The organism is Novosphingobium cyanobacteriorum (genome assembly GCF_029436685.1).
GTDB classification, from domain to species: domain Bacteria; phylum Pseudomonadota; class Alphaproteobacteria; order Sphingomonadales; family Sphingomonadaceae; genus Novosphingobium; species Novosphingobium cyanobacteriorum.
Genome location: NZ_JAROCY010000018.1, coordinates 15,318 through 33,878 on the forward strand (window position 1 = coordinate 15,318; position 18,561 = coordinate 33,878).

Sequence of the window (18,561 nt, forward strand, 5' to 3'; positions counted from 1 at the left end):
ATGGTCCTACCAAAAAAGCCACAGCTCACAATCCATCGTGGTTGTGGTGGATTGCCCTTCCTGCGCTTGCGCGGAGGGAAAGCGTTGACCGGTCAGCGCGGCTCGACGGGCACCGGTTCGAGAGCGCGAGCGACGACCTGTTCCAGCAAGCCCACGATCTGCTCGCCCGGCGGAACCCCGTCCGGAAACAGCCAGTCCCGCAGCAGCACCGAGGAGGCGAGCATGCCGAAGGCAAGGCGCAGCGCAATCTGCAGATCGAACGGCGGGGTTTGCCCAAGTTCCGTGTATTTCTGGGTCAGCTCGGCCGCGCCCGCGCGGTAAAAGGGCAGGAGGCCGTTGAACGGCGGTCCTGCTCCGTCCTCTCCCGTGGCGCCCTTGGCTGACAGCAGCGCGGTGAACAGCGCGCGGTTCTGGTCGATCAGATCGTAGACCGCCATGAAGATGCCGTGCTCGGCCGCCTGCGGGTCTGCCGCATGAGGGCGCTTGGCGAGGAAATCGAGCAGGAGGCGGTTGAACGGTTGCGCCACAACTTCATCGAACAGCGCCGCCTTGCTGCCATAGTAGCGGAACAGCAGGGTTTCCGACACGTCGGCGAGGCGGGCGATCTCCTTGGTCGTGGCGCCCTGGTAACCGCGCTCGGCAAACAGCTCCCGCGCGGCCGTGTGGATCCGGTCTGTCACGTCGGCCCGGGTGCGCCGCCGCCGCTTGGCCGGCTCCGCCGCGTGCCCCGGCGGGGCGATCAGGGTTGACGATGTGGCGATTGCTTGGCCCCCCAAAGGATCAGTCTTTCCGGAACAGGTCCATCGGCATGATCCATTGGACCGCTGTGCGCAAGGCCCCGATGGCATGAATGCGCGTCATGGATGCGCGGCAGTAATGATCAGGCCATCAGGGCCGCAAGCGCTGCCTGCGTTTCGGCCCAGACGGCGCCCATGTCGGCATGGGTCTGCGCCTTGGCGGCGTAACCGGCCAGCTTCGGGAATTCCCCGAGGATTTCCGGTGCGCCGAACATGTACCCGGCAATGCCGCACAGCAGCAGGGTGGGCAGGACGACGCAGTCCGCCTTGCTGATCACCCCGCCAGCGGCGAAGGTGGCATTGTCGACATAGTGCGAGACGAGCGCGAGGCCGCTGCGCAGCTGCGCCAGTTCGGCGGTGACGATCACATCGTTGCGCGTGGCCGGGTCGCGCTGGGCGAACAGGCGCTGCAGGGCGGGAACCACGTAAAGTTCGGTGGTGCGCACGGCATTGCGGATCTGCGCGCGGGCAGTCGGGTCCTTGGGGATCAGGCATGGCTGGGGGTAGTGATCCTCCAGATAGTCGATGATCGTTTCCGATTCCGCGATCACCAGGCCGTCGTCAGTGACCAGCACCGGCAGCTTGCCGATGGGACTGATCGCCAGATACTCGGGCGAACGGGTGCTGCCACCGGGCGGCGCTTCCTGTTCATAGTCCACGCCCTTGATCCGCAGGGCCAGCCGCACGCGCGCGGCGAACGGTGACAGGGTGAGGGCGTAGAGCTTCATGTGTTGTCCTCTCCGGGGAACATCAGTGGGGTGGTGCCGCCCAGTGGCACGGGAACGAAACCATCGCCGTGCGGCCAGTCGAGGAAACCGGCCGCCGCCATGGTCCCGCCGTCGACGTGAAGCGTCATCCCGCTGACGAAGGCAGACAGGTCCGAGGCGAGGAACAGCACGGCATCGGCCAGGGCATCGACTGGCGGGGAGGAACCGGCCGGGATGTACATGGCCATGGCCTCACCGATCGCCTCGGGCCGGACATTGGCGAACCGCGCGCCGACTTCGGGCGGCATAGCAACCTGGTTGCCCCGGCTGGGCGTGGTATCGGGCGCGATGCAGTTGACCCGGATGCCTTCCTTGCCGAGTTCCACCGCGATGGAGCGGGTGAAATTGGTGGTCGCCGCCTTGGCTCCGGCATAAACTGCAAAGGTGGCAGCGCCGCGGTGCGCCTCGATCGTGGTGAAGTTGACGATGCTGCCACCGCGCATGCCGCCTGCGCGGAGCAGGGGCACGGCGCGCTGGACGGACTGGACGACATAGCCGTAATTGCGCTGGATATCGGCGGAAATGCCCGCCCGGTCGATCTCCATGAAGGCGGTCCGGAATGTGCCACCCACTACGTTCACGACGATGTCGGCATGGCCGAAGACCGTGGTGACGCTGTCATAGAAGGCGTCGAGCGCGGCCGGATCGGTGGCATCCAGCACGTCGCCATGGACGCGACGGCCGGTTGCCGTCGCAGCCTTCACCGTGGCCTCCAGCTCGGTTCCGTCAATGTCGCACAGGGCCACGTCCACGCCCGCCCCGGCCAGCGCGAGGGTGATCGCTGCACCGATGCCGCCGCCGCCGCCGATCACCACGGCCACCCGGCCGCCCAGCTTCGCGCGCTGATCCAGAAACCCTGCCTGCTGCATCAATCCATCCTCTTGCGCGTCGCCCTCACCTCGGGGCTGTCGTCAGCCGAAGGTTTCTTCCCGTTCGGGCGGATATGCCAGATGCAAGGTCTGGACGCGCGAAACATCATCACTGCGATGGTGTCTGAACGATTGGGTCAATTCGCACCTTCGGCCAGGAATTCGGCAATGATCTCAGCCGTCCGGTCATGGCCGATGTGGAAGAACAGGCCGAGCGGATCGGTTTCCGGAACCTCCAGCAGCCGAGCGCCGCCGATCTGCGCGGCGAGGGCGGCGCCCTGTCGACCGATTGCGCCGTCCTCGCCAGCGCTGGTGATTTCGAGCAGCAGGACCGGCGCCTGAACCCGCGCCAGCGTTCCGGTCAGGTCAAAGGCGAAGTTGGCGCGGTAGAAATCGCGCACGGTGCGGCGGGCGGACAGGTCATCGATGATCCGCGCTTCGAGTGCCTTCAGCAGGGCGACCTTGTCCTGCGCCAGATGGAGGGCATCGTCCCACCACAGTTTGGTGAGGTTGCGCCATTGGGCGGCCCAGCCGCGCAGTGGATCGGGCCCGTCCACTTCGTCAGCGCCATTGGCGAAATAGCGTTCGACCACGGCGCCGCGCACGGTGGCGTTGCGGTGTTCCTGATCGGCGCCGATGCTGTGGCTCTTGCCCGCAACGATCAGCCCGGCGGTGCGGTCCGGCCATTTCGCGGCAAAGGCTGCGGCGACCTTGTGGCCGGAGTGCAGCCCGAACAGGGCAACACGGTCCAGCCCGAGGGCGTCCAGCACCGGCAGGAGGAAGCCGGCCACCTCCTCCATGGCAAAGCCGGCGGGAGCGGGCGAGGATGCGCCGAAGCCGGGAATGTCGGGCGCGATGGCGAGGTAACCCGCCGCCGCCAGCTGCGCCATCACCGGTTCGAACTGTGCCCCGCTGCGTGGCGCACCGCCCAGCAGGATGACGGCGGGGCCATGTCCAGCGTGGCGATAATGGACCTGCCCGGCGTCCCAGTCCGCATAGCCGCCCCGGATCGCCGCCTGAGCCATGTCAGTTGGCAGGCGGCGTGGCGTAGCGCGCTTCGAGCGCGTCGAAGTGGTCCTTGTTGACCACCACCTGCCGTTCGGCAAAGTCGGCCAGCTGGCCTTCCACGCCGCTGAGCGAGCCGACCTTGAGCAGGTGGCCGAGCACGTTGCCCATCGAGCGGATCGAGGCCTGCAGCGCGGCATTGGCATAGAGCACGCCGCTGAACTGCCATTCCTTGATCTGTTCCATCGAGGGCATCGGCGTCTTGCCGCCGTGGACGATGTTGAGGATCTTCAGGCCGGGGGTTTCCCTGGCCACGCGTTCGATCTCTTCCAGCGACTGCGGCGCTTCGACGAAGGTCGCCTGGGCGCCAGCCTCGTGGTACATGTGAACGCGCTCGATCGCGGCATCGATGCCGAGCATGGAGCGGCAGTCGGTCCGCGCGACGATGACGAAGTTCTCGTCCCGGCGGGCATCGACGGCGGCCTTGACCTTGTCCACCATCTCGCGTGCGTCGATCACGGCCTTGCCGTTGAAGTGGCCGCACTTCTTGGGGAACAGCTGGTCCTCGATCTGGATCGCGTTGGCACCGGCGCGTTCATAGAGCTGGACCGTGCGATACATGTTGACCGCGTTGCCGAAGCCGGTGTCGCCATCGGCGAAGATCGGCAGGTCGGGGCAGACCTCGCGCATCGAGGTGATGTTGGCGGTGACTTCCGACAAGGAGACAAGGCCGATGTCAGGCACGCCGTGGAGCGTGTTGGCAAGGCCGGCGCCGGTGATGTACAGTGCCTCGAACCCGGTGGCGGCGATGACCCGCGCGGCAAGGGCACAGCCAGCCCCCGGCAGCAGCAACCCGCGCCGTTCCTCAAGCAGGCTGAGAAATTTGCGGCTGAGTTCGCGGTCGGTCATCTTCGTTCTCCGGTCGGGTGGCGGCTGAAGCACGCCTATAGGAGTAGAACGCGGCAACGGCAGCGGCAATCGCAGGGCGGGCAACGGCCATCGCGAATCCGATGGCAGCAAGCGCGCGAATGGCGATCATCGCCCTTTTGATCATCCTGAGGCATGAGTTGACAGCGGCTCTGCCCGGCGGCGAGACCCGGGGCCTTCTTCGGGCGAGACCGCAGTGCCGCCGATCATCCTTATGGGACAAGCATGACAGACCAGTCGATTTACCGTCGGTTCCAGCAGTCGGCCCGAACCCATGCCGACCGCATCGCCATCCGTTCCGCGCTGGGTGACCTGACCTATGCCGGGCTGGAGCAGTCCAGCCGCGAGCTGGGCCGGGCGCTGATGGCGCTGGGAATCAAGCGGGGGGACCGCATCGCGATCTGGGGCGTGAACAGCCAGCCATGGGCAGAGGCCGGGCTGGGCATTCAGGGCGCCGGGGCGACGCTGGTGCCAATCGGCACCCGCCTGCGTGGGCGCGAGGCGGAAGGCATCCTCAACGATGCCGCCGCCCGGATCGTGTTCTGCGACGAGAAGTTCGGCGACTTCAGCTATGTCGAGGCGCTGCTGGAGCGGGACATCCCGTCGCTTGAAACCATCGTGGTGCTGGACGGCAGCGGCGGAGATAGCGGCAAGGTCATCAGCCTGGCCGCCCTGCGCGCCCGGTCGGCCGAAGTGGAAGAAGCCGCGCTGGACCGCCGGATCGCTGAGGCGACCGGCGACGATATCGTCGACATCATCTTCACCTCCGGCACCACCGGCAAGCCCAAGGGCGTGCCGATGACCAGCGAGCAGAGCCTGATCGCCTGCGAGGCGCAGCGCAACGAACTGACCCGGTTCACACCCGATGACGTCTTCGCGATCACCTATCCCTTTGCCCACAACGCGGGCTATCGCGCCGGGTGGCAAGTGGCGGTGCTTTATGGCGTGCGCATCCTGCCGGTCAGCACCTTCCACCCCGGTGACCTGCTGCGGATGATCGAGCGCGAGGGCGTGACTTTCCTGCCAACCGCGCCGCCGGTCGCCCAGGGGATCATCGACCATCCGGACCGGCCCAACGTCAACCTCAACAGCGTGCGCATCGTCGCTACCGGCGGAACCACGATACCCGTGCGCCAGGTGGAGGAACTGCGCGATGCCTTCGGTCCCGGGACTCAGGTCCAGACCGGCTATGGCCTGACCGAAACCGCCGGTTCGGTCACCTCGACCATGCCGGAGGACGGCCCTGCCGTGGTCGCCAAGACCGTGGGCCGCGCCTTGTCGATGCTTGAGGTCAAGATCGTCGGCCCCGATCACAAGGAGCTGCCTGTGGGCGAGGTGGGCGAGATCGTGGTCAAGGGTCCGCAGGTGCTGAAGGGCTATTACAACAACCCCGAGGCGACCGCCGCTGCCTTTACCAAGGACGGCTTCTTCCTCACCGGCGATGCGGGCTGGGTGGACGAGCACGGCAACTATTCGATCACCGACCGGATCAAGGACATGTACCTTGTCGGCGGGTTCAACTGCTATCCGGCGGAGATCGAGGGCATGATGCAGGGCATCCCCGGCGTCGCGCGGGTGGCGGTGATCGGGGTGGACGACCAGCGGCTGGGCCAGGTGGGCCGGGCTTTCATCGTCAAGTCGCCGGGGGCCGAATTGACCGAAGAGGACGTCATCGCCTGGTGCCGCAAGGAAATGGCGAACTACAAGGTGCCGCGCTCGGTGCGGTTCCTCGATGCCCTGCCGCTCAACGCGACGGGCAAGGTGGCCAAGGTCGAACTCCGGGCGATGGACTGAGCACTCATGGCTGACCCTTTGGTTCTGGTCGAACAGCAGGACGGCATCGCCACGGTTACGCTGAGCGATCCGCCCAAGCGCAACGCCTTTTCCAAGCGGATGCGCGAGGAACTGGTCGAGGTGTTCACCACGTTGAACGCAGATCCGGAATGCCGCGCCATCGTGCTGACCGGGGCAGGCGGCACCTTCTGTTCGGGCGGCGACATATCCGAGATGGAGCAGCGCACCCAGATGGTCGCCCGGGCGCGGCTGGTGGTGGTGACGGACCTTGCGCGATTGCTGCTGACCGGGGCCAAGCCGATCGTCGCCGCGATCGAGGGTGCGGCGATGGGCGCGGGGCTGACCATGGCGGCTGCCTGCGACTATGTGGTGACGGCGAGCGACGCGCGGCTGTGCTTTGCCTTTGCCCGGGTTGGCCTGTTGCCCGATACCTGTGCCTACTGGATCGTGCCCCGGCGGGTAGGGCTGGCCAAGGCGCAGGAACTGTTCGCACTCGCCCGGACCTTCGATGCTGCCGAGGCCCATCGCATCCAGCTGGTCAACGAGGTGGTCGAACCGGGCACCGCGCTGGAGCGCGCACGCGCGGTGGCGCGGGAATATGCCGCGATGCCGCCGGTGACCACCGCCATCCTGCGCGGGGTTTTTGCCCAGGGGTTCACCTCGCTTGAGGCAGCGGCGCAGTTCGAACTGGTCGGTCAGCCGCTGATGCAGAAGACTGCCGACCACGCCGAGGCGGTCGCCGCGTTTCGGGCCAAGCGCAAGCCGGAGTTCAAGGGCGACTGACGCAGATGCTTGATCGGGGAGCGTGATCGTATGCCCGATCACATCGCTGCCGCATCGCTTGCCCGTTCCGCCCGCCCCTTGGCGCTGTTACGTGCTTGGCGCGAAGACCAGTGGGAGCAGGACGAGTGAACCGTATCGACCTTGAGGGCCGGGTGGCCCTGGTGACCGGCGGGGCAAGCGGGCTGGGCCTGGCCACGGCCCGGCGCTTTGCCGCATCGGGCGCGCGGGTGACGATCTGGGACCGCGATGCAGCGCGCGTTGCCGAAGTGGTGGCCGAGCTGGCAGGCGATGGTGCCGTCAGCGGTGCCGTGGTGGATATCGGCGATCCGGCGGCAGTGGCCGAAGGCATGGCTGCGATTCACGCGGCCGAGGGGCGAATCGACCTGATCGTCAACAGCGCCGGGATTTCCGGCCTGTCCTGCCCCAGCGACGAGGCACCGTTCGAGCTGTGGGACCAGCAGCTGCGGGTCAACCTGTCTGGCGCGTTCTATATCTGTCGCGCGGCGATCCCCTATATGAAGGCCAATTCGTTTGGCCGGATCGTGCTGGTTTCCTCGGCCGCGGGCAAGGACGGCAACCCGCAGCAGGCGGCCTATTCCGCGGCCAAGGCGGGCGTGATCGGGTTGACCAAGTCGTTGGGCAAGGAGCTGGGTCCGTTCGGCATCATGGTCAACTGCATAGCGCCGACGATCTTCGAGACGCCGATGCACGAGGTATCCAAGGCGCGGCTTGGACCGGGGCTGATGGATGCGATCAAGGCCAAGATCCCGCTTGGCCGGGCCGGGCACCCGGACGAGTTTGCAGCCATGGCGGCCTGGCTGTGTTCGGATGAATGTTCCTATACCACCGGCTTCGTCTTTGACCTGACCGGGGGCCGGTCGACCTACTGAGAGGCACGTTCCCATGCGCATCTGGCATCAGTCCATGGCCTCGCTGGAATCGCTCGGCGCCTATGGCGCGGCGCTGGAACAGCGGCTGCCCGGCCTCGTCTCGCCTGGGACCGAAGTGGTGATCCATGGCGTTCCGGCAGAAAGCTATGCCGGCCAGCCGCCAGCCGCCGTCCTGCGCTATCCCTATGCCAAGTACCTGATCCACAATCAGGCCCTGAGCTTCGTCGCCCAGGCCGAGCGCGAGGGGTTCGATGCGGTGGCCTTTGCCACCTTTGCCGAGCCGCTGTTGCAGCAATGCCGCTCGATCGTGGACATCCCGGTCACGTCGATGGTGGAATCGTCGCTGCTGGTCGGCTGTTCGCTCGCCCGCAAGATCGCTCTCATCACGCTCGCCCCGGAAAACCGCGTCCGACTGACGGAACAGGTCGAGCGGCACGGGCTGGGTGACCGCATCGCCGGGATCTATCCGCTTGATCCGCCGGTGACCGAATTTGTCCTCGCCGCCGCCTTCAATGAACCGCAGGGCGTGGTCGATGCCTTCAGCCAGACCGCGCGGCGGGCCATTGCCGATGGTGCGGACCTGATCATTCCGGCCGAGGGCGTCTTCACCGAAGTGCTGGCGGCGCAAAAGATCGACCGGCTGGACGGCGCGGCGGTGATGGACTGCGTGGCCGTGGTCCTCGCCTATACCGAGATGATGGTCACCCTGCGCCAGCGCTGCGGCCTTGGCGTGGGCCGTCGCTGGGACCATGCCCGGCCACCGGCGGACCTGATGGACCGGCTGAGCGGCTTTTTCGGCCCGCTTTAGGCCATCGCCGATACGATGATTGGGTGCCCGGCCTCGCCACTCGCGGGGCAGTGATCGCACTGTCTGTGCGGGAACAGGAGGCCGCCATGAGCCCGCAGGACCAGCCATACCAGTTTGATCCCACTTCGCCCGAGGTGATGCAGGATCCCGGCGCGACGTACGGCGAACTCGCCCGCCGCGCCCCGTTCCATGCGCTGGAAACCGCGCAGCACCGGTTCTGGATCACCAGCGATTATGCCGAGATCCGCGATGCCGTGCTGTCGGACAATCCGGACTGGTCGTTCAAATGGGGCAATGCGGCCAAGGACACCGCGCACGATACCGGCATCGTCACCGATCCGCCGTTTCACAACGCATTCCGCAACGTTCTGCTGCCCGGCCTGACCCCGGCGGCGATGCAGCGGCTGAAGCCCGAGGTCACGCGCATCGCCGCCGCCCTGTGCGACAGCATGGCCGAGCTGGCCGGGGGCGATTTCCAGGACCTGTTTGCCCTGCCGCTGCCGGCAAAGGTGATGTGCCTGATGCTGGGCCTGCCGGAGGACGAATACCGCACCTACAAGCTCTGGGCCGACGAGATCCAGGAACTGATGTTCCACGATGCCGAACGCGGTTCGCACAAGGCGATCTTCGCCAGGATCTATGCCCATTGCATCGAGATGATCGAGGCGCGGCGGTCGATGCTGCGCGAAGCCGGGATCGACCAGCCCGACCCGAGCCTGCTGGGCAGCGTGGTGCCCGATGACTTCATGTCGCGGGCGGTGGTCTCGACCGTGGAGGGCAGGCCGTTGACCGACATGGAGATCGTCAACATCTGCGTGACCTTCCTGACCGGAGGGCAGGAGACGACGACCAACCTGCTCGGCAACATGATCTGGCGCCTTTTGGAACGGCGCGAGTTGTGGGAGCAGGTGCGGGCCGACCGTTCACTGGTGACCATCGCGATCGAGGAAAGCCTGCGGTTCGACCCGCCCGTGCTGGCCCATTTTCGCACCAGCCTGCACCCGGTGGAGATGCACGGCCATGCCCTGCCCGATCATGCCAAGCTGATGTTCTCGATCGCCGGGGCCAACCGCGATGCGGCGCGCTTTCCCGATCCCGACCGCTTCCGCCTTGACCGCAAGCGATCGGAAGTGGGGCGGCACCTGTCATTCGGGCACGGCATCCATTTCTGCATGGGCGCGCCGGTCGCCCGGCTCGAGGCGCAGGTTGCGCTCAACATGCTGCTCGACCGCTTTCCCGCGCTGCGCCTGGCCGGGGAAGGGGAGCGGATCGCGACCTGGATGTACTGGGGCCGCAAGTCGCTGCCGCTGCGCTGGGATTGACCGTGGACGAGGAGCGCGCCGGTTCAACGCTGCGGCCTGCGGAAGGCAATCGGATCGCGCAGTCAGCCTGTCGGCTGTGCGCGGGCATGTGCGGGCTGGACGTGGAAATCGACCCGCAGGGAAGGGCCGTCGCGATCCGGGGGGATCGCCGCAACCCGGTCTCGCGCGGCTATGCCTGCATCAAGGGGCTGACCCTGCACGAGGCGCACCACAGTGAACGCCGCATCCTGCGCCCGCTGCGGCGGCAGGAGGACGGCAGCTTTGCCGAAGTTGGCTGGGCAGAGGCGCTCGACGATATCGCGGCCCGCCTCTCCGCCCTGGTGCGCGACCATGGGCCAGACAGCGTGGGCGCGTTCAAAGGCACGCTGAACTACAGCAATTTCCTGTCCAACGCGATGCTCCCGGCCTTTCTCTCCGCCCTGGGTTCGACCGCCTATTACTCGACGATGACGGTCGACCAGTCGGCCAAGTGGGTGAATGTCGAACGGTTGGGGGCCTGGGCCGGCGGCAAGGATCCCTTCGTCCTGTCGGACGTGCTGATGATGATCGGCACCAATCCGATCGTCTCGCTCTCCACCTTCAACTTCCAGCTGCAGAACCCGGTCAAGTCCATGCGCGAGGCGCGGGCGCGCGGGCTCAAGCTGATCGTGATCGACCCCCGCCGGACCGAGACGGCGCGTCATGCCGACCTGTTCATCCAGCCCCTGCCGGGCGAGGACCCGACCGTGCTCGCCGCGATCCTGCGGATCATCCTGGCGGAAGGCTGGCACGATCCTGAATTCTGCGAGCGCCATGTCGACGGGCTGGAGGCCTTGCGGGCGGCGGTGGAGCCGTTCGACGAAGCCTATGCCGCGGCGCGGGCGGCGGTCGATCCGGCGTTGCTGCGTGCAGCGGCAGAGCTGTTTGCCCGGCCCGTGGCCGATGGCGCGGTCCTTCGCCGCAAGCGGGGCACCGCCGCATCGGGGACCGGGCCGAACATGGCGCCGCATTCGAATCTGGCCGAACATCTGGTCGAAGCGCTCAACGTCGTCTGCGGCCGTTATGCGCGTGAAGGCGATCCGGTGGTCAATCCCGGCGTGGTCGGGCCGCGCCAGCCGCGCCTTGCGCAAGTGGTGCCGCCGCGGCGCGGATGGGAGCATGATCCCCAGCCTGCCCCGTCCGGCTTCGGGCGGATCTTTGGCGAGCGCATGTCGGGCGCCTTGCCTGACGATGTGCTGACCGACGCGCCGAATCGGCTGCGCGCGATGATCGTCGCGGCGGGCAATCCGGTGCTGGCCCTGCCTCAAACGGCGGCGGCGCAGCAGGCCTTCGCAGCGCTGGACCTGCTGGTGGTGATCGACCCGTTCCTGACTGCAACGGCCCGCCTCGCCGACTATGTCCTGCCACCGCGCATGGTGTTCGAACGGCACGAGTTGAGCGGGCGCGATTACGAGGCGATCGTCACGTTCTCCCCCTTCGCGCACTATACCGCGCCGATTCTCTCGCCGCCCGAGGGCGCGGAGGTGGAGGACGACTGGGCGATCCTGTGGGAAATCGCGAGCCGGATGGGGCTGTCCCTCAGCATCGATGGCGAGCCGATCGACATGGCCCGCCGCCCCGATCCGCTCGCCCTGATGGAACTGATGACACGCCGCAGCACCATTCCGTTCGACGTGGTGCGGGCGGCTGAGCGTGGTGCCGTGTTCGCCGTCCCACCGCAGCGGGTGGAGCCTGCCGTGCCCGGCGCAACGGGCCGCTTCGCGCTCGCCCCTGCCGACGTGATCGCCGAACTGGCTGAGGTGCGGGATGAGGTGGCAAGTCCTGTTCCCGGTGCGCTGCGCTTTGCCTGCCGCCGGATGCGCGAGGTGCAGAACACCGCCTACCACCACCTGCCGACGATTGCGCAGCGCGTGCCGTTCAACCCGGCTTTCCTTCATCCCGATGACCTGTCTGCCCGCTCCATCGCGCCGGGCGAGCGGATTTGCATCAGTTCCGCACATGGTGAGGTGATTGCCGTGGCGCGGGCCGATCCCGACCTGCGTCCGGGGGTACTGGCCATGGCGCACGGTTGGGACGACCTGCCGGGATCAGGCGCGGCCAATGTCAACCGGCTGACCAGCACAAGGATCGGCCGCGATCCGATCAACGCCATGCCGGTACTGACGGCATTCGACGTCATGGTGGCCCCGGTCGAGGCCTGACCCGTCAACCCTTGCAAAAGGCGGTGCGGCTTGCCCCAACGAATATACGATGGGTTCTGCAGGCATCATGACAGGGGAGGATCACTTCGCGCATAGCATGGCGCGACCCAATACAGGCAGGACTCATGCGCGATCAGATCTTCAAGACCCGGCTCACTGACCTCCTGGGCATCCGTCACCCCATTCTCGCCGGCGGACTTGGCCCCGGCGTATCGGACGGCCGCTATGTTGCAGCCGTGGTCAATGCCGGCGGCATGGGCTTCATCGTCCATGTCGGTTACGAGGACCCCGACCAGTTCATCGACGAGATGCGTACCTGCCGCGAGCTGACCGGCGGCAAGGGCTTCGGCGTCAACCTCTATATCTCTCGCGTGCCCGGTTCGGTCGAGAAGATCATCGCACGCATCCCGCAACTGGTCGATCATGGTTGCGTGGTGGTGGAAACGGCGGGGCAGAACCCGGCACCGATCCTGCCTGCCCTGCGCGAGGCGGGGATCAAGGTGATCCACAAGGTGCCCGGCGTGCGCTATGCGCGGTCCGTCGCGAAGACCGACGTCGATGCGATCATCGTTGTCGGCAACGAATGCGGCGGGCATCCCGGCATCTACCAGATCGGTTCGATGGTCCAGGCGGCCCAGGCGCCGCAGGAGATCGACAAGCCGGTGATCATCGGCGGCGGCATCGGCACCGGCAGCCAGATCGCCGCCGTACTGGCCATGGGCGCCGAGGGCGTGGTCATGGGCACCCGCATGATGGTGGCCGAGGAAATGTGGCCCAGCCGCGCCTACAAGGAACAGATGGTTGCCGCCAACGGCACCGAGAGCGTCGTGATCAAGAAGATCCTGCGCGACAACCACCGCGTCATGGCGAACGAATCCACCGCTGCCGTGCTTGCGCTGGAAGAGCAGGGCGTGACAGACTTCGAGGCCTATCGCCCACACGTGACCGGCGCCCTGACCCGCGAAGGCTACAAGACCGGCAACCTTTCGACCGGCACCTATGACTGGGGCCATTCGGCGGTGTTCGCTGACCGGATCGAGCCGGTGGAGGCGATCTTCGACCGCCTGATCGACGATGCCGCAGCAGCCACGCGGCGCATTGGTCAGGTCACCCTGGTGCGCTGATTGATACTTCAGGTGTATTAGTCCCGCCAAAACGATATTATACGCGCGCGTAAGAAGGGCCTAGGTTGGCGGCAATCAGGAATCACAACCCGCGCTGCGGCGCGGATGGGAGTGTGGGCATGGGCATCGAGCAGATCGTCGTCGAACAGCTGTCAGCCGGGATCGGCGTTGAACTTAAGGGCGTGGACTTCGAGGCGATGGCCCCAACCCGCCCGTTCATCGACCTGATGAAGCGCCTGCTGGACGAACACCGTCTCGTCCTGATCCGCGGGCAGAAGATCCAGCCGGTGACGGCGCAGGAATTCACCGGCAACTTCGGCCCGCTGCTTGACATCAAGCGCCAGGGCAGCGGTGCGCTGCACGTGCCTGAGGCGGAATGGATCAAGGTCATTTCCAACGGCAAGACCGCCGATGGCCAATTGCTTGGCGATGGCAACAGCTCGGCCCAGATCTGGCACACCGATTCCACCCCGTGGGAGGCGCCGGTCGGCCACATCGCGTTCTATTGCCGCCAGACGGTGGACCCCGCGCCGGAAACCTACTTCATGGACATGATCAAGGTCTATGAAGCCCTGCCGCAGGAGATGAAGGACCGGATCGCCAACGTCCGCGTGATCCATCACTGGTTCCCGCGCCAGATCGAGCCGGAAATCCACCTGAACGCCCCGTCGCAGCCGCTGGAAGACCGCAAGATCGGCACTCTCCACCCGCTGGTGCGGCGCCATCTCGGCACGGGCAAGCCGATCCTCTACCTGCCGACGCGGCGTGACAGCCTGATTCCCGGCATGGACGAGGCGGAAAGCCGCGCCCTGCTGACCGAACTGTGGGACTTCGTCGATACCTGCCCGTTCAAGGTCGGCCATGCGATGATGCCGGACGACTTCCTGATCTGGGACAACAGCGCCACGGTCCACAGCCGCCAGGGCTGGGACGCCGACAAGGTGCGCATCATGTGGCACATCTCCGCCGAAGGCGAAGTGCCGATCCCGCTCCATCCGCGCCGCACGATGAACACGATCGGGCTGGATGCCGATACGTCGAAGGAAATCAACAAGGCCATGGCGATGGTCGACTATTGATCGGCGCGCACGTTTCCAGCTGACAGGTACAGGACAGACATGGACCTCAGAATCGCAGGGCAGCACGCCCTCGTGACCGGGGCCGGGCGTGGGCTCGGTCGCGGTATTGCCAAGGCTCTGGCGGGAGAGGGTGTGCATGTCATCGCGCTGGACCGCGATGCCGAATTTGCCCGCAGCGCGGCAGATGAGATCGTCGCGAAAGGCGGTTCGGCGCAAGCACTGGTGCTTGATATCACGGACAGTGCGGCGGTGCGCGAAGCCGTGGCAAGGTTGGAGCCGATCCAGATCCTGGTCAACTGCGCCGGCTTTTCTCGCGATGCCCCGGTTGATGAAATGAGCGACGAGGCGTGGCAATCGGTGCTCGACGTCTGCCTGACCGGGGCCTTCTACGTCACCCGCGCCGTGGTGCCGGCAATGAAGGCTGCCGGCTATGGCCGGATCGTCAATATCTCGTCCCGCGCGCGGGAGGGGGACAGGAACAAGGTCAACTATGCGGCGGCCAAGGCCGGGCTGGTCGGCCTGACCCAGGCCCTTGCGCTGGAACTGGGCAAGTCGGGCATCACCTCCAACGCGATCGCGCCGGGGTTCTGTGATGGCGAACGCCCGCGCAGCCTGCCGCACTATGCCGAACTCAAGGAGCGGGCGCTGGCCCTGACCCCGATGGACCGGCTGGGCGAGGAGGCCGACATCGCCGATGCCGTGCTCTATTTCTGCGCCCGGCAGAGCGGCTATGTCACCGGCGAGGTGCTGACCGTTGCCGGGGGGCGCTGGCGCTAGGCGGCGCTATCCTCTCCCAAACCACGGCACTCAATTGCTGCAGATCCATCTGGTGCCGTCACTGTGGACGGCGTCCGGCACCATCAGTCCCACAGAACGTGAACTGCGTCGGGTCCACGCAGGTTCATTCCCCGGATCACGGGGCGCGGATAGGCCGGATCCAGCCGCAGGTTGGGCAGGTCCAGCATGGCATCAAGCGCCACTTCCAGTTCCGCCAGCGCCAGGTTCATGCCGAGGCACATGTGTGGGCCAAAACCAAAGGTAAGCAGTGGACGCATCGGCCGCTTGATCCACAGGCGGTCGGGATCTTCGTAGACTTCCGGGTCGCGATTGGCCGATGCCACGGCGCACAGGATACCCGTCCCCTTGGGGATCGAGTGACCGCCAATCTCCAGGTCGCGCGCGGCGATGCGGGCGATGGAGGCAGTCGACGGATCGCGCCGCAATGTTTCCAACACGGCCTTGGGTATCAGCGAACGGTCCTGCCGCACTTCGTCCAGCACGTCGGGATGCTCAAGCAGCTGCACCATCATGTTGGCAAAGCTGCGCGTCGTCGTTTCCCCGGCCGCCAGCAGCAGGCTTCGGACAAGGCTGCTGATCTGATCATCGGTAAAGCGGCTGCCGTCATGCTCCACCTGCATCAGGTGGCCGATGATGTCCTGGCGCATCTCACCGCGCTGGCGATAAGCCTGAACCACCGGCAGGATCGCGTCATACATGGCTTGGCCTGCGACCATCGAACGCGGCACCGTGATCGCTGCCAGTTCAGGATCGACCTGCGGCGCGCCGACGACTTGAATTGCCCAACTGGCAAGGTTGGAACTCAGCTCCTCGTCGTCGGGGAAACCGAAATAGGCGTAGGCCGAACGGATGGGGAAGGGCAGCGCGAATTCGCGGACAAGGTCCGCCTTGCCCTTCGGCCGCATCTTGGCAAGGAACTCGTCCATCACCACGGGGCGGATCATGCTGTCCATCTGCTTGCGGACCTCGCCCCGGGTAAAGGGCTTGAGCAGCGTCGCGCGCAGCTTGGCATGTTCCTCACCATCCATCGCGACGATCAGGAGATTGTCCACCGCATCGCCAAAGCCGTCACCGAAGAGATGGTTTTCCCAGTCCTTCGCATTCTTCAGAACGGTGTGCACGTCGTTGTAGCGGAACAGCGTCACCACTGGCCGACCGGACAGCGTATAGTCGGCCTGGCTCGGTGTCCCATGCTGCTGCTGGATGTCGCCGTGCATCACCGGGCATTTGTTGCGCATTTCCGTCATCAGCGGATGGATATCGACCGGGGAGCGCCCGGTGTTGCTGCGCGTGACCATCTCATAGTCGGCGACCATCTGGTCGATATGGCTTGCCTGATTGCTACTCATTGCTTGCGTTCCCCTCACTCAGGTCGAGTCGACTGGCGGCCTCGCGGCCGGCTTGGACGTTCGCCTTGGATCGTCAGGTCTGCGAAGCTGGCAGCTTGATCCACGCGCACCAGGCTCGCCGGGACAGGAGCTGGCACATCGTGCTTCGTGAGGGTTGGGGCGCTCACGCTACTCTCCTTGAACGAACGCATTTTGGCAGCGTCCTGTATTTTCGCCATGCAAGGTCGAGCCGTTCGCGCAGAGCGCATTGGTCGCTGGGCCATGCCTTGCCGACTGGATGACGAAAAACTAGACAGCAGCCTCTAGAAAACAACAGGATTCTGATCTTAAACCAGATCGGGTTTCCGGGGTTCTACATGTGTGATATCGATGCGTGACGCGAAATTGCCAAAGCAGGATCGTGGGCGCGAACGGCGCAACGAAATTCTCGATGCCGCGGCACGTATCCTTATAGAACTAGGCGAAAAAGGCGTTTCTATGCAGGCGGTCGCGATGAGCGCCGGGGCCTCGACCGGGTCGATGTATCACTTCTTTAGCAATCGCGCCGAGCTGATGGACGCGCTGTTCGAGCGGCACATGACCGAACTGGTGAAGCTTATGCCGACATATTCCCTGGATTCGCCAGAACCCTGGCGGTCCATGTCGGCCGAAGAGATCATCGACAGCCTGTTTGGCCGCGTGCTCGGATATCTCGCACAGAACCCTGATGCCGTTTTCATTCATTCCGACACGCGCGACCTGAGCTTCCCTCATTTCAGCACGATCGTCGCAAAAGTGCTGCGGCATCGCATGAGCAGTGAGAACAGCGAAGACGTAGCGCAGACGCTGGTGTCAGTATCGACCGGCACGCTGAGATATGTCGCAAACCACCGGCAACTGGCGCCCGACGTGATCATCAAGCGCATTCCAGATGTTCTGACGGCCTATCTGGCGTCGTTCGAGACGGCCTGTTCGATGAACGATGCGTAGCAGCAGTGCTACTGGGCACTGGCGGTGCAACTTGCCAGTGATCCTCCCGAATTTGAGGTCCGCCCCCCAATGCCTTGTCAGCGGGCGGGGCGGGGATCATGGTGACCCCCTTTACACAGGAATTACTGGCGCTCCATGGAACTGCGACACCTGCGCTACTTCATTGCCGTGGCCGAGGAACTGCACTTCAGCCGGGCGGCGGCACGGCTCAATGTCGCGCAGCCCCCGCTCAGCACGCAGATCCGCCAGCTTGAGGAGGAGATCGGGGTCACCCTGTTCCTGCGCACCCGGCGCCGGGTCGAGCTGACCGAGGCGGGCGAGGCGTTCCTGATCGAGGCGCGGCGCGTGCTGGGCGTGCTCGAACGCGGCGTTGCCCTGGCGCGCGAGATCGGGACCGGACAACGCGGCACCCTGCGGCTGGGTGCGGTGTACTCCGCGATCTATGCCGTGGTTCCGCAGATGCTGCGCGCCTTTGCCGTGCAGCATCCCGATATCTCGGTCGAGCTTTCCGAGATGACCGTGCAGCAGCAACTGGACGCCCTGGCCAGCGGCACGATCGACGTCGGCATCCTGCGCTCGCCCATCCACGATGCGCGGATCGAGACCCGGCTGCTGTTTCGCGAAGGGATCGTTGCAGTCGTACCGGCCGGGCACGAACTGGCTTCACGCGGGGCGATCCACGTCGCCGATCTGGCGCCATATCCCTTTCTTCTGTCCGGGATCGGCCTCCAGTCCAGCTTTCGCCAGCATGTGCTGGGCACTTTTGACCGCTTTGGCATCGTGCCCAATATCACGCGCGAGATTGCCGAGATCCACAGCATCATCAGCCTGGTCGGCGCGGGCCTGGGGGTTTCCATCGCCCCTGCCACGGTGAGCCATATCCGCGTCAGCGACGTGGTGTACCTGCGCATTCTTGACGACATTCCGCAAATCGAGGTTTCGCTTGCCTGGCACCGCGATGTGCGTCCGCCGGTGTTGAGCGCCTTGCTGGCCATGGTGCAGGACCCGGCCTTGTGGCGGGGCGGGATGACGTCGGCCATTGATACTTCCCACATATCACAGCCCGCTCGATAAATATTGGCTGAGTCTTAAGCGGCCTC

Annotated in this window: 17 protein-coding genes; 11 read left to right on the forward strand and 6 right to left on the reverse strand. The window is 65.6% G+C overall.

From position 1 onward, the window contains the following. Positions 1-92: 92 nt before the first annotated feature. From POM99_RS17005 to POM99_RS17025, 5 genes are all read right to left on the reverse strand, one after another. Positions 93-776, reverse strand: a complete 684-nt coding sequence (locus tag POM99_RS17005) for a TetR/AcrR family transcriptional regulator (protein ID WP_277279679.1) — start codon at positions 774-776, stop codon at positions 93-95. Positions 777-880: 104 nt separating this feature from the next. Continuing rightward, complete coding sequence (locus tag POM99_RS17010; RefSeq protein ID WP_277279680.1) at positions 881-1,525, reverse strand: glutathione S-transferase family protein; 645 nt, start codon at positions 1,523-1,525, stop codon at positions 881-883. Beyond that, positions 1,522-2,433, reverse strand: coding sequence for an SDR family NAD(P)-dependent oxidoreductase (locus tag POM99_RS17015; protein ID WP_277279681.1), 912 nt, complete (start codon positions 2,431-2,433; stop codon positions 1,522-1,524). The genes POM99_RS17010 and POM99_RS17015 overlap by 4 nt, the downstream gene beginning before the upstream one ends. Positions 2,434-2,570: 137 nt before the next feature. Further along, the gene (locus tag POM99_RS17020; RefSeq protein WP_277279682.1) at positions 2,571-3,458 is read right to left on the reverse strand and encodes an alpha/beta fold hydrolase; all 888 of its coding nucleotides are present in this window, start codon (positions 3,456-3,458) and stop codon (positions 2,571-2,573) included. A gap of 1 nt (position 3,459) precedes the next feature. Continuing rightward, entirely contained in the window at positions 3,460-4,347 is an 888-nt protein-coding gene (locus tag POM99_RS17025; protein WP_277279683.1) for an isocitrate lyase/PEP mutase family protein, read from the reverse strand. A 243-nt stretch (positions 4,348-4,590) separates the two neighbouring features. On the opposite strand from POM99_RS17025, the gene POM99_RS17030 reads away from it, so the two are divergent. The 9 genes from POM99_RS17030 (at position 4,591) to POM99_RS17070 (ending at position 15,122) form a co-directional block, all read left to right on the forward strand. Beyond that, positions 4,591-6,159: an AMP-binding protein gene (locus POM99_RS17030; RefSeq protein ID WP_277279684.1), complete on the forward strand. Its 1,569-nt coding sequence runs from the start codon at positions 4,591-4,593 to the stop codon at positions 6,157-6,159. A 6-nt stretch (positions 6,160-6,165) separates the two neighbouring features. After that, positions 6,166-6,942 carry an enoyl-CoA hydratase/isomerase family protein gene (locus POM99_RS17035; RefSeq protein WP_277279685.1) on the forward strand — a complete coding sequence of 259 codons (777 nt, stop codon included), beginning with the start codon at positions 6,166-6,168 and terminating at the stop codon, positions 6,940-6,942. A gap of 125 nt (positions 6,943-7,067) precedes the next feature. Continuing rightward, entirely contained in the window at positions 7,068-7,832 is a 765-nt protein-coding gene (locus POM99_RS17040) for an SDR family NAD(P)-dependent oxidoreductase (RefSeq protein ID WP_277279686.1), read from the forward strand. A 13-nt stretch (positions 7,833-7,845) separates the two neighbouring features. Beyond that, a complete protein-coding gene (locus POM99_RS17045) occupies positions 7,846-8,640 on the forward strand; it encodes an aspartate/glutamate racemase family protein (protein ID WP_277279687.1) in 795 nt (264 codons plus the stop codon). An 86-nt stretch (positions 8,641-8,726) separates the two neighbouring features. After that, positions 8,727-9,962, forward strand: a complete 1,236-nt coding sequence (locus tag POM99_RS17050; protein WP_277279688.1) for a cytochrome P450 — start codon at positions 8,727-8,729, stop codon at positions 9,960-9,962. Positions 9,963-9,964: 2 nt separating this feature from the next. Continuing rightward, complete coding sequence (locus POM99_RS17055; RefSeq protein WP_277279689.1) at positions 9,965-12,142, forward strand: molybdopterin-containing oxidoreductase family protein; 2,178 nt, start codon at positions 9,965-9,967, stop codon at positions 12,140-12,142. A gap of 125 nt (positions 12,143-12,267) precedes the next feature. Then, positions 12,268-13,266, forward strand: coding sequence for an NAD(P)H-dependent flavin oxidoreductase (locus POM99_RS17060; RefSeq protein ID WP_277279690.1), 999 nt, complete (start codon positions 12,268-12,270; stop codon positions 13,264-13,266). A gap of 119 nt (positions 13,267-13,385) precedes the next feature. Beyond that, positions 13,386-14,345 (forward strand): TauD/TfdA dioxygenase family protein, encoded by a 960-nt coding sequence (locus tag POM99_RS17065; protein WP_277279691.1) that lies wholly within the window; start codon positions 13,386-13,388, stop codon positions 14,343-14,345. Positions 14,346-14,384: 39 nt separating this feature from the next. Next, a complete protein-coding gene (locus POM99_RS17070) occupies positions 14,385-15,122 on the forward strand; it encodes an SDR family oxidoreductase (protein WP_277279692.1) in 738 nt (245 codons plus the stop codon). An 83-nt stretch (positions 15,123-15,205) separates the two neighbouring features. On the opposite strand, the gene POM99_RS17075 is transcribed toward POM99_RS17070, so the two are convergent. Next, positions 15,206-16,492, reverse strand: coding sequence for a cytochrome P450 (locus tag POM99_RS17075; RefSeq protein WP_277279693.1), 1,287 nt, complete (start codon positions 16,490-16,492; stop codon positions 15,206-15,208). 369 nt (positions 16,493-16,861) lie between these two features. Between POM99_RS17075 and POM99_RS17080 the strand changes: the two genes are divergently transcribed. Together POM99_RS17080 and POM99_RS17085 are read left to right on the forward strand one after the other, a co-directional pair. Then, positions 16,862-17,461 (forward strand): TetR/AcrR family transcriptional regulator, encoded by a 600-nt coding sequence (locus POM99_RS17080; protein WP_277279694.1) that lies wholly within the window; start codon positions 16,862-16,864, stop codon positions 17,459-17,461. A 135-nt stretch (positions 17,462-17,596) separates the two neighbouring features. Beyond that, on the forward strand, positions 17,597-18,535 hold the full coding sequence (locus POM99_RS17085; RefSeq protein WP_277279695.1) for a LysR substrate-binding domain-containing protein: 939 nt from the start codon (positions 17,597-17,599) through the stop codon (positions 18,533-18,535). The last annotated feature ends 26 nt before the right edge of the window (positions 18,536-18,561 follow it).

Excerpts from the sequence above, each read along its gene's own strand:
- POM99_RS17010 (WP_277279680.1), bottom strand. The coding sequence starts at position 1,525 with ATGAAGCTCTACGCCCTCACCCTGTCACCGTTCGCCGCGCGCGTGCGG.
- POM99_RS17015 (WP_277279681.1), bottom strand. The coding sequence starts at position 2,433 with ATGCAGCAGGCAGGGTTTCTGGATCAGCGCGCGAAGCTGGGCGGCCGG.
- POM99_RS17020 (WP_277279682.1), bottom strand. The coding sequence starts at position 3,458 with ATGGCTCAGGCGGCGATCCGGGGCGGCTATGCGGACTGGGACGCCGGG.
- POM99_RS17025 (WP_277279683.1), bottom strand. The coding sequence starts at position 4,347 with ATGACCGACCGCGAACTCAGCCGCAAATTTCTCAGCCTGCTTGAGGAA.
- POM99_RS17030 (WP_277279684.1), top strand. The coding sequence starts at position 4,591 with ATGACAGACCAGTCGATTTACCGTCGGTTCCAGCAGTCGGCCCGAACC.
- POM99_RS17035 (WP_277279685.1), top strand. The coding sequence starts at position 6,166 with ATGGCTGACCCTTTGGTTCTGGTCGAACAGCAGGACGGCATCGCCACG.
- POM99_RS17045 (WP_277279687.1), top strand. The coding sequence starts at position 7,846 with ATGCGCATCTGGCATCAGTCCATGGCCTCGCTGGAATCGCTCGGCGCC.
- POM99_RS17050 (WP_277279688.1), top strand. The coding sequence starts at position 8,727 with ATGAGCCCGCAGGACCAGCCATACCAGTTTGATCCCACTTCGCCCGAG.
- POM99_RS17060 (WP_277279690.1), top strand. The coding sequence starts at position 12,268 with ATGCGCGATCAGATCTTCAAGACCCGGCTCACTGACCTCCTGGGCATC.
- POM99_RS17065 (WP_277279691.1), top strand. The coding sequence starts at position 13,386 with ATGGGCATCGAGCAGATCGTCGTCGAACAGCTGTCAGCCGGGATCGGC.
- POM99_RS17070 (WP_277279692.1), top strand. The coding sequence starts at position 14,385 with ATGGACCTCAGAATCGCAGGGCAGCACGCCCTCGTGACCGGGGCCGGG.
- POM99_RS17075 (WP_277279693.1), bottom strand. The coding sequence starts at position 16,492 with ATGAGTAGCAATCAGGCAAGCCATATCGACCAGATGGTCGCCGACTAT.
- POM99_RS17080 (WP_277279694.1), top strand. The coding sequence starts at position 16,862 with ATGCGTGACGCGAAATTGCCAAAGCAGGATCGTGGGCGCGAACGGCGC.
- POM99_RS17085 (WP_277279695.1), top strand. The coding sequence starts at position 17,597 with ATGGAACTGCGACACCTGCGCTACTTCATTGCCGTGGCCGAGGAACTG.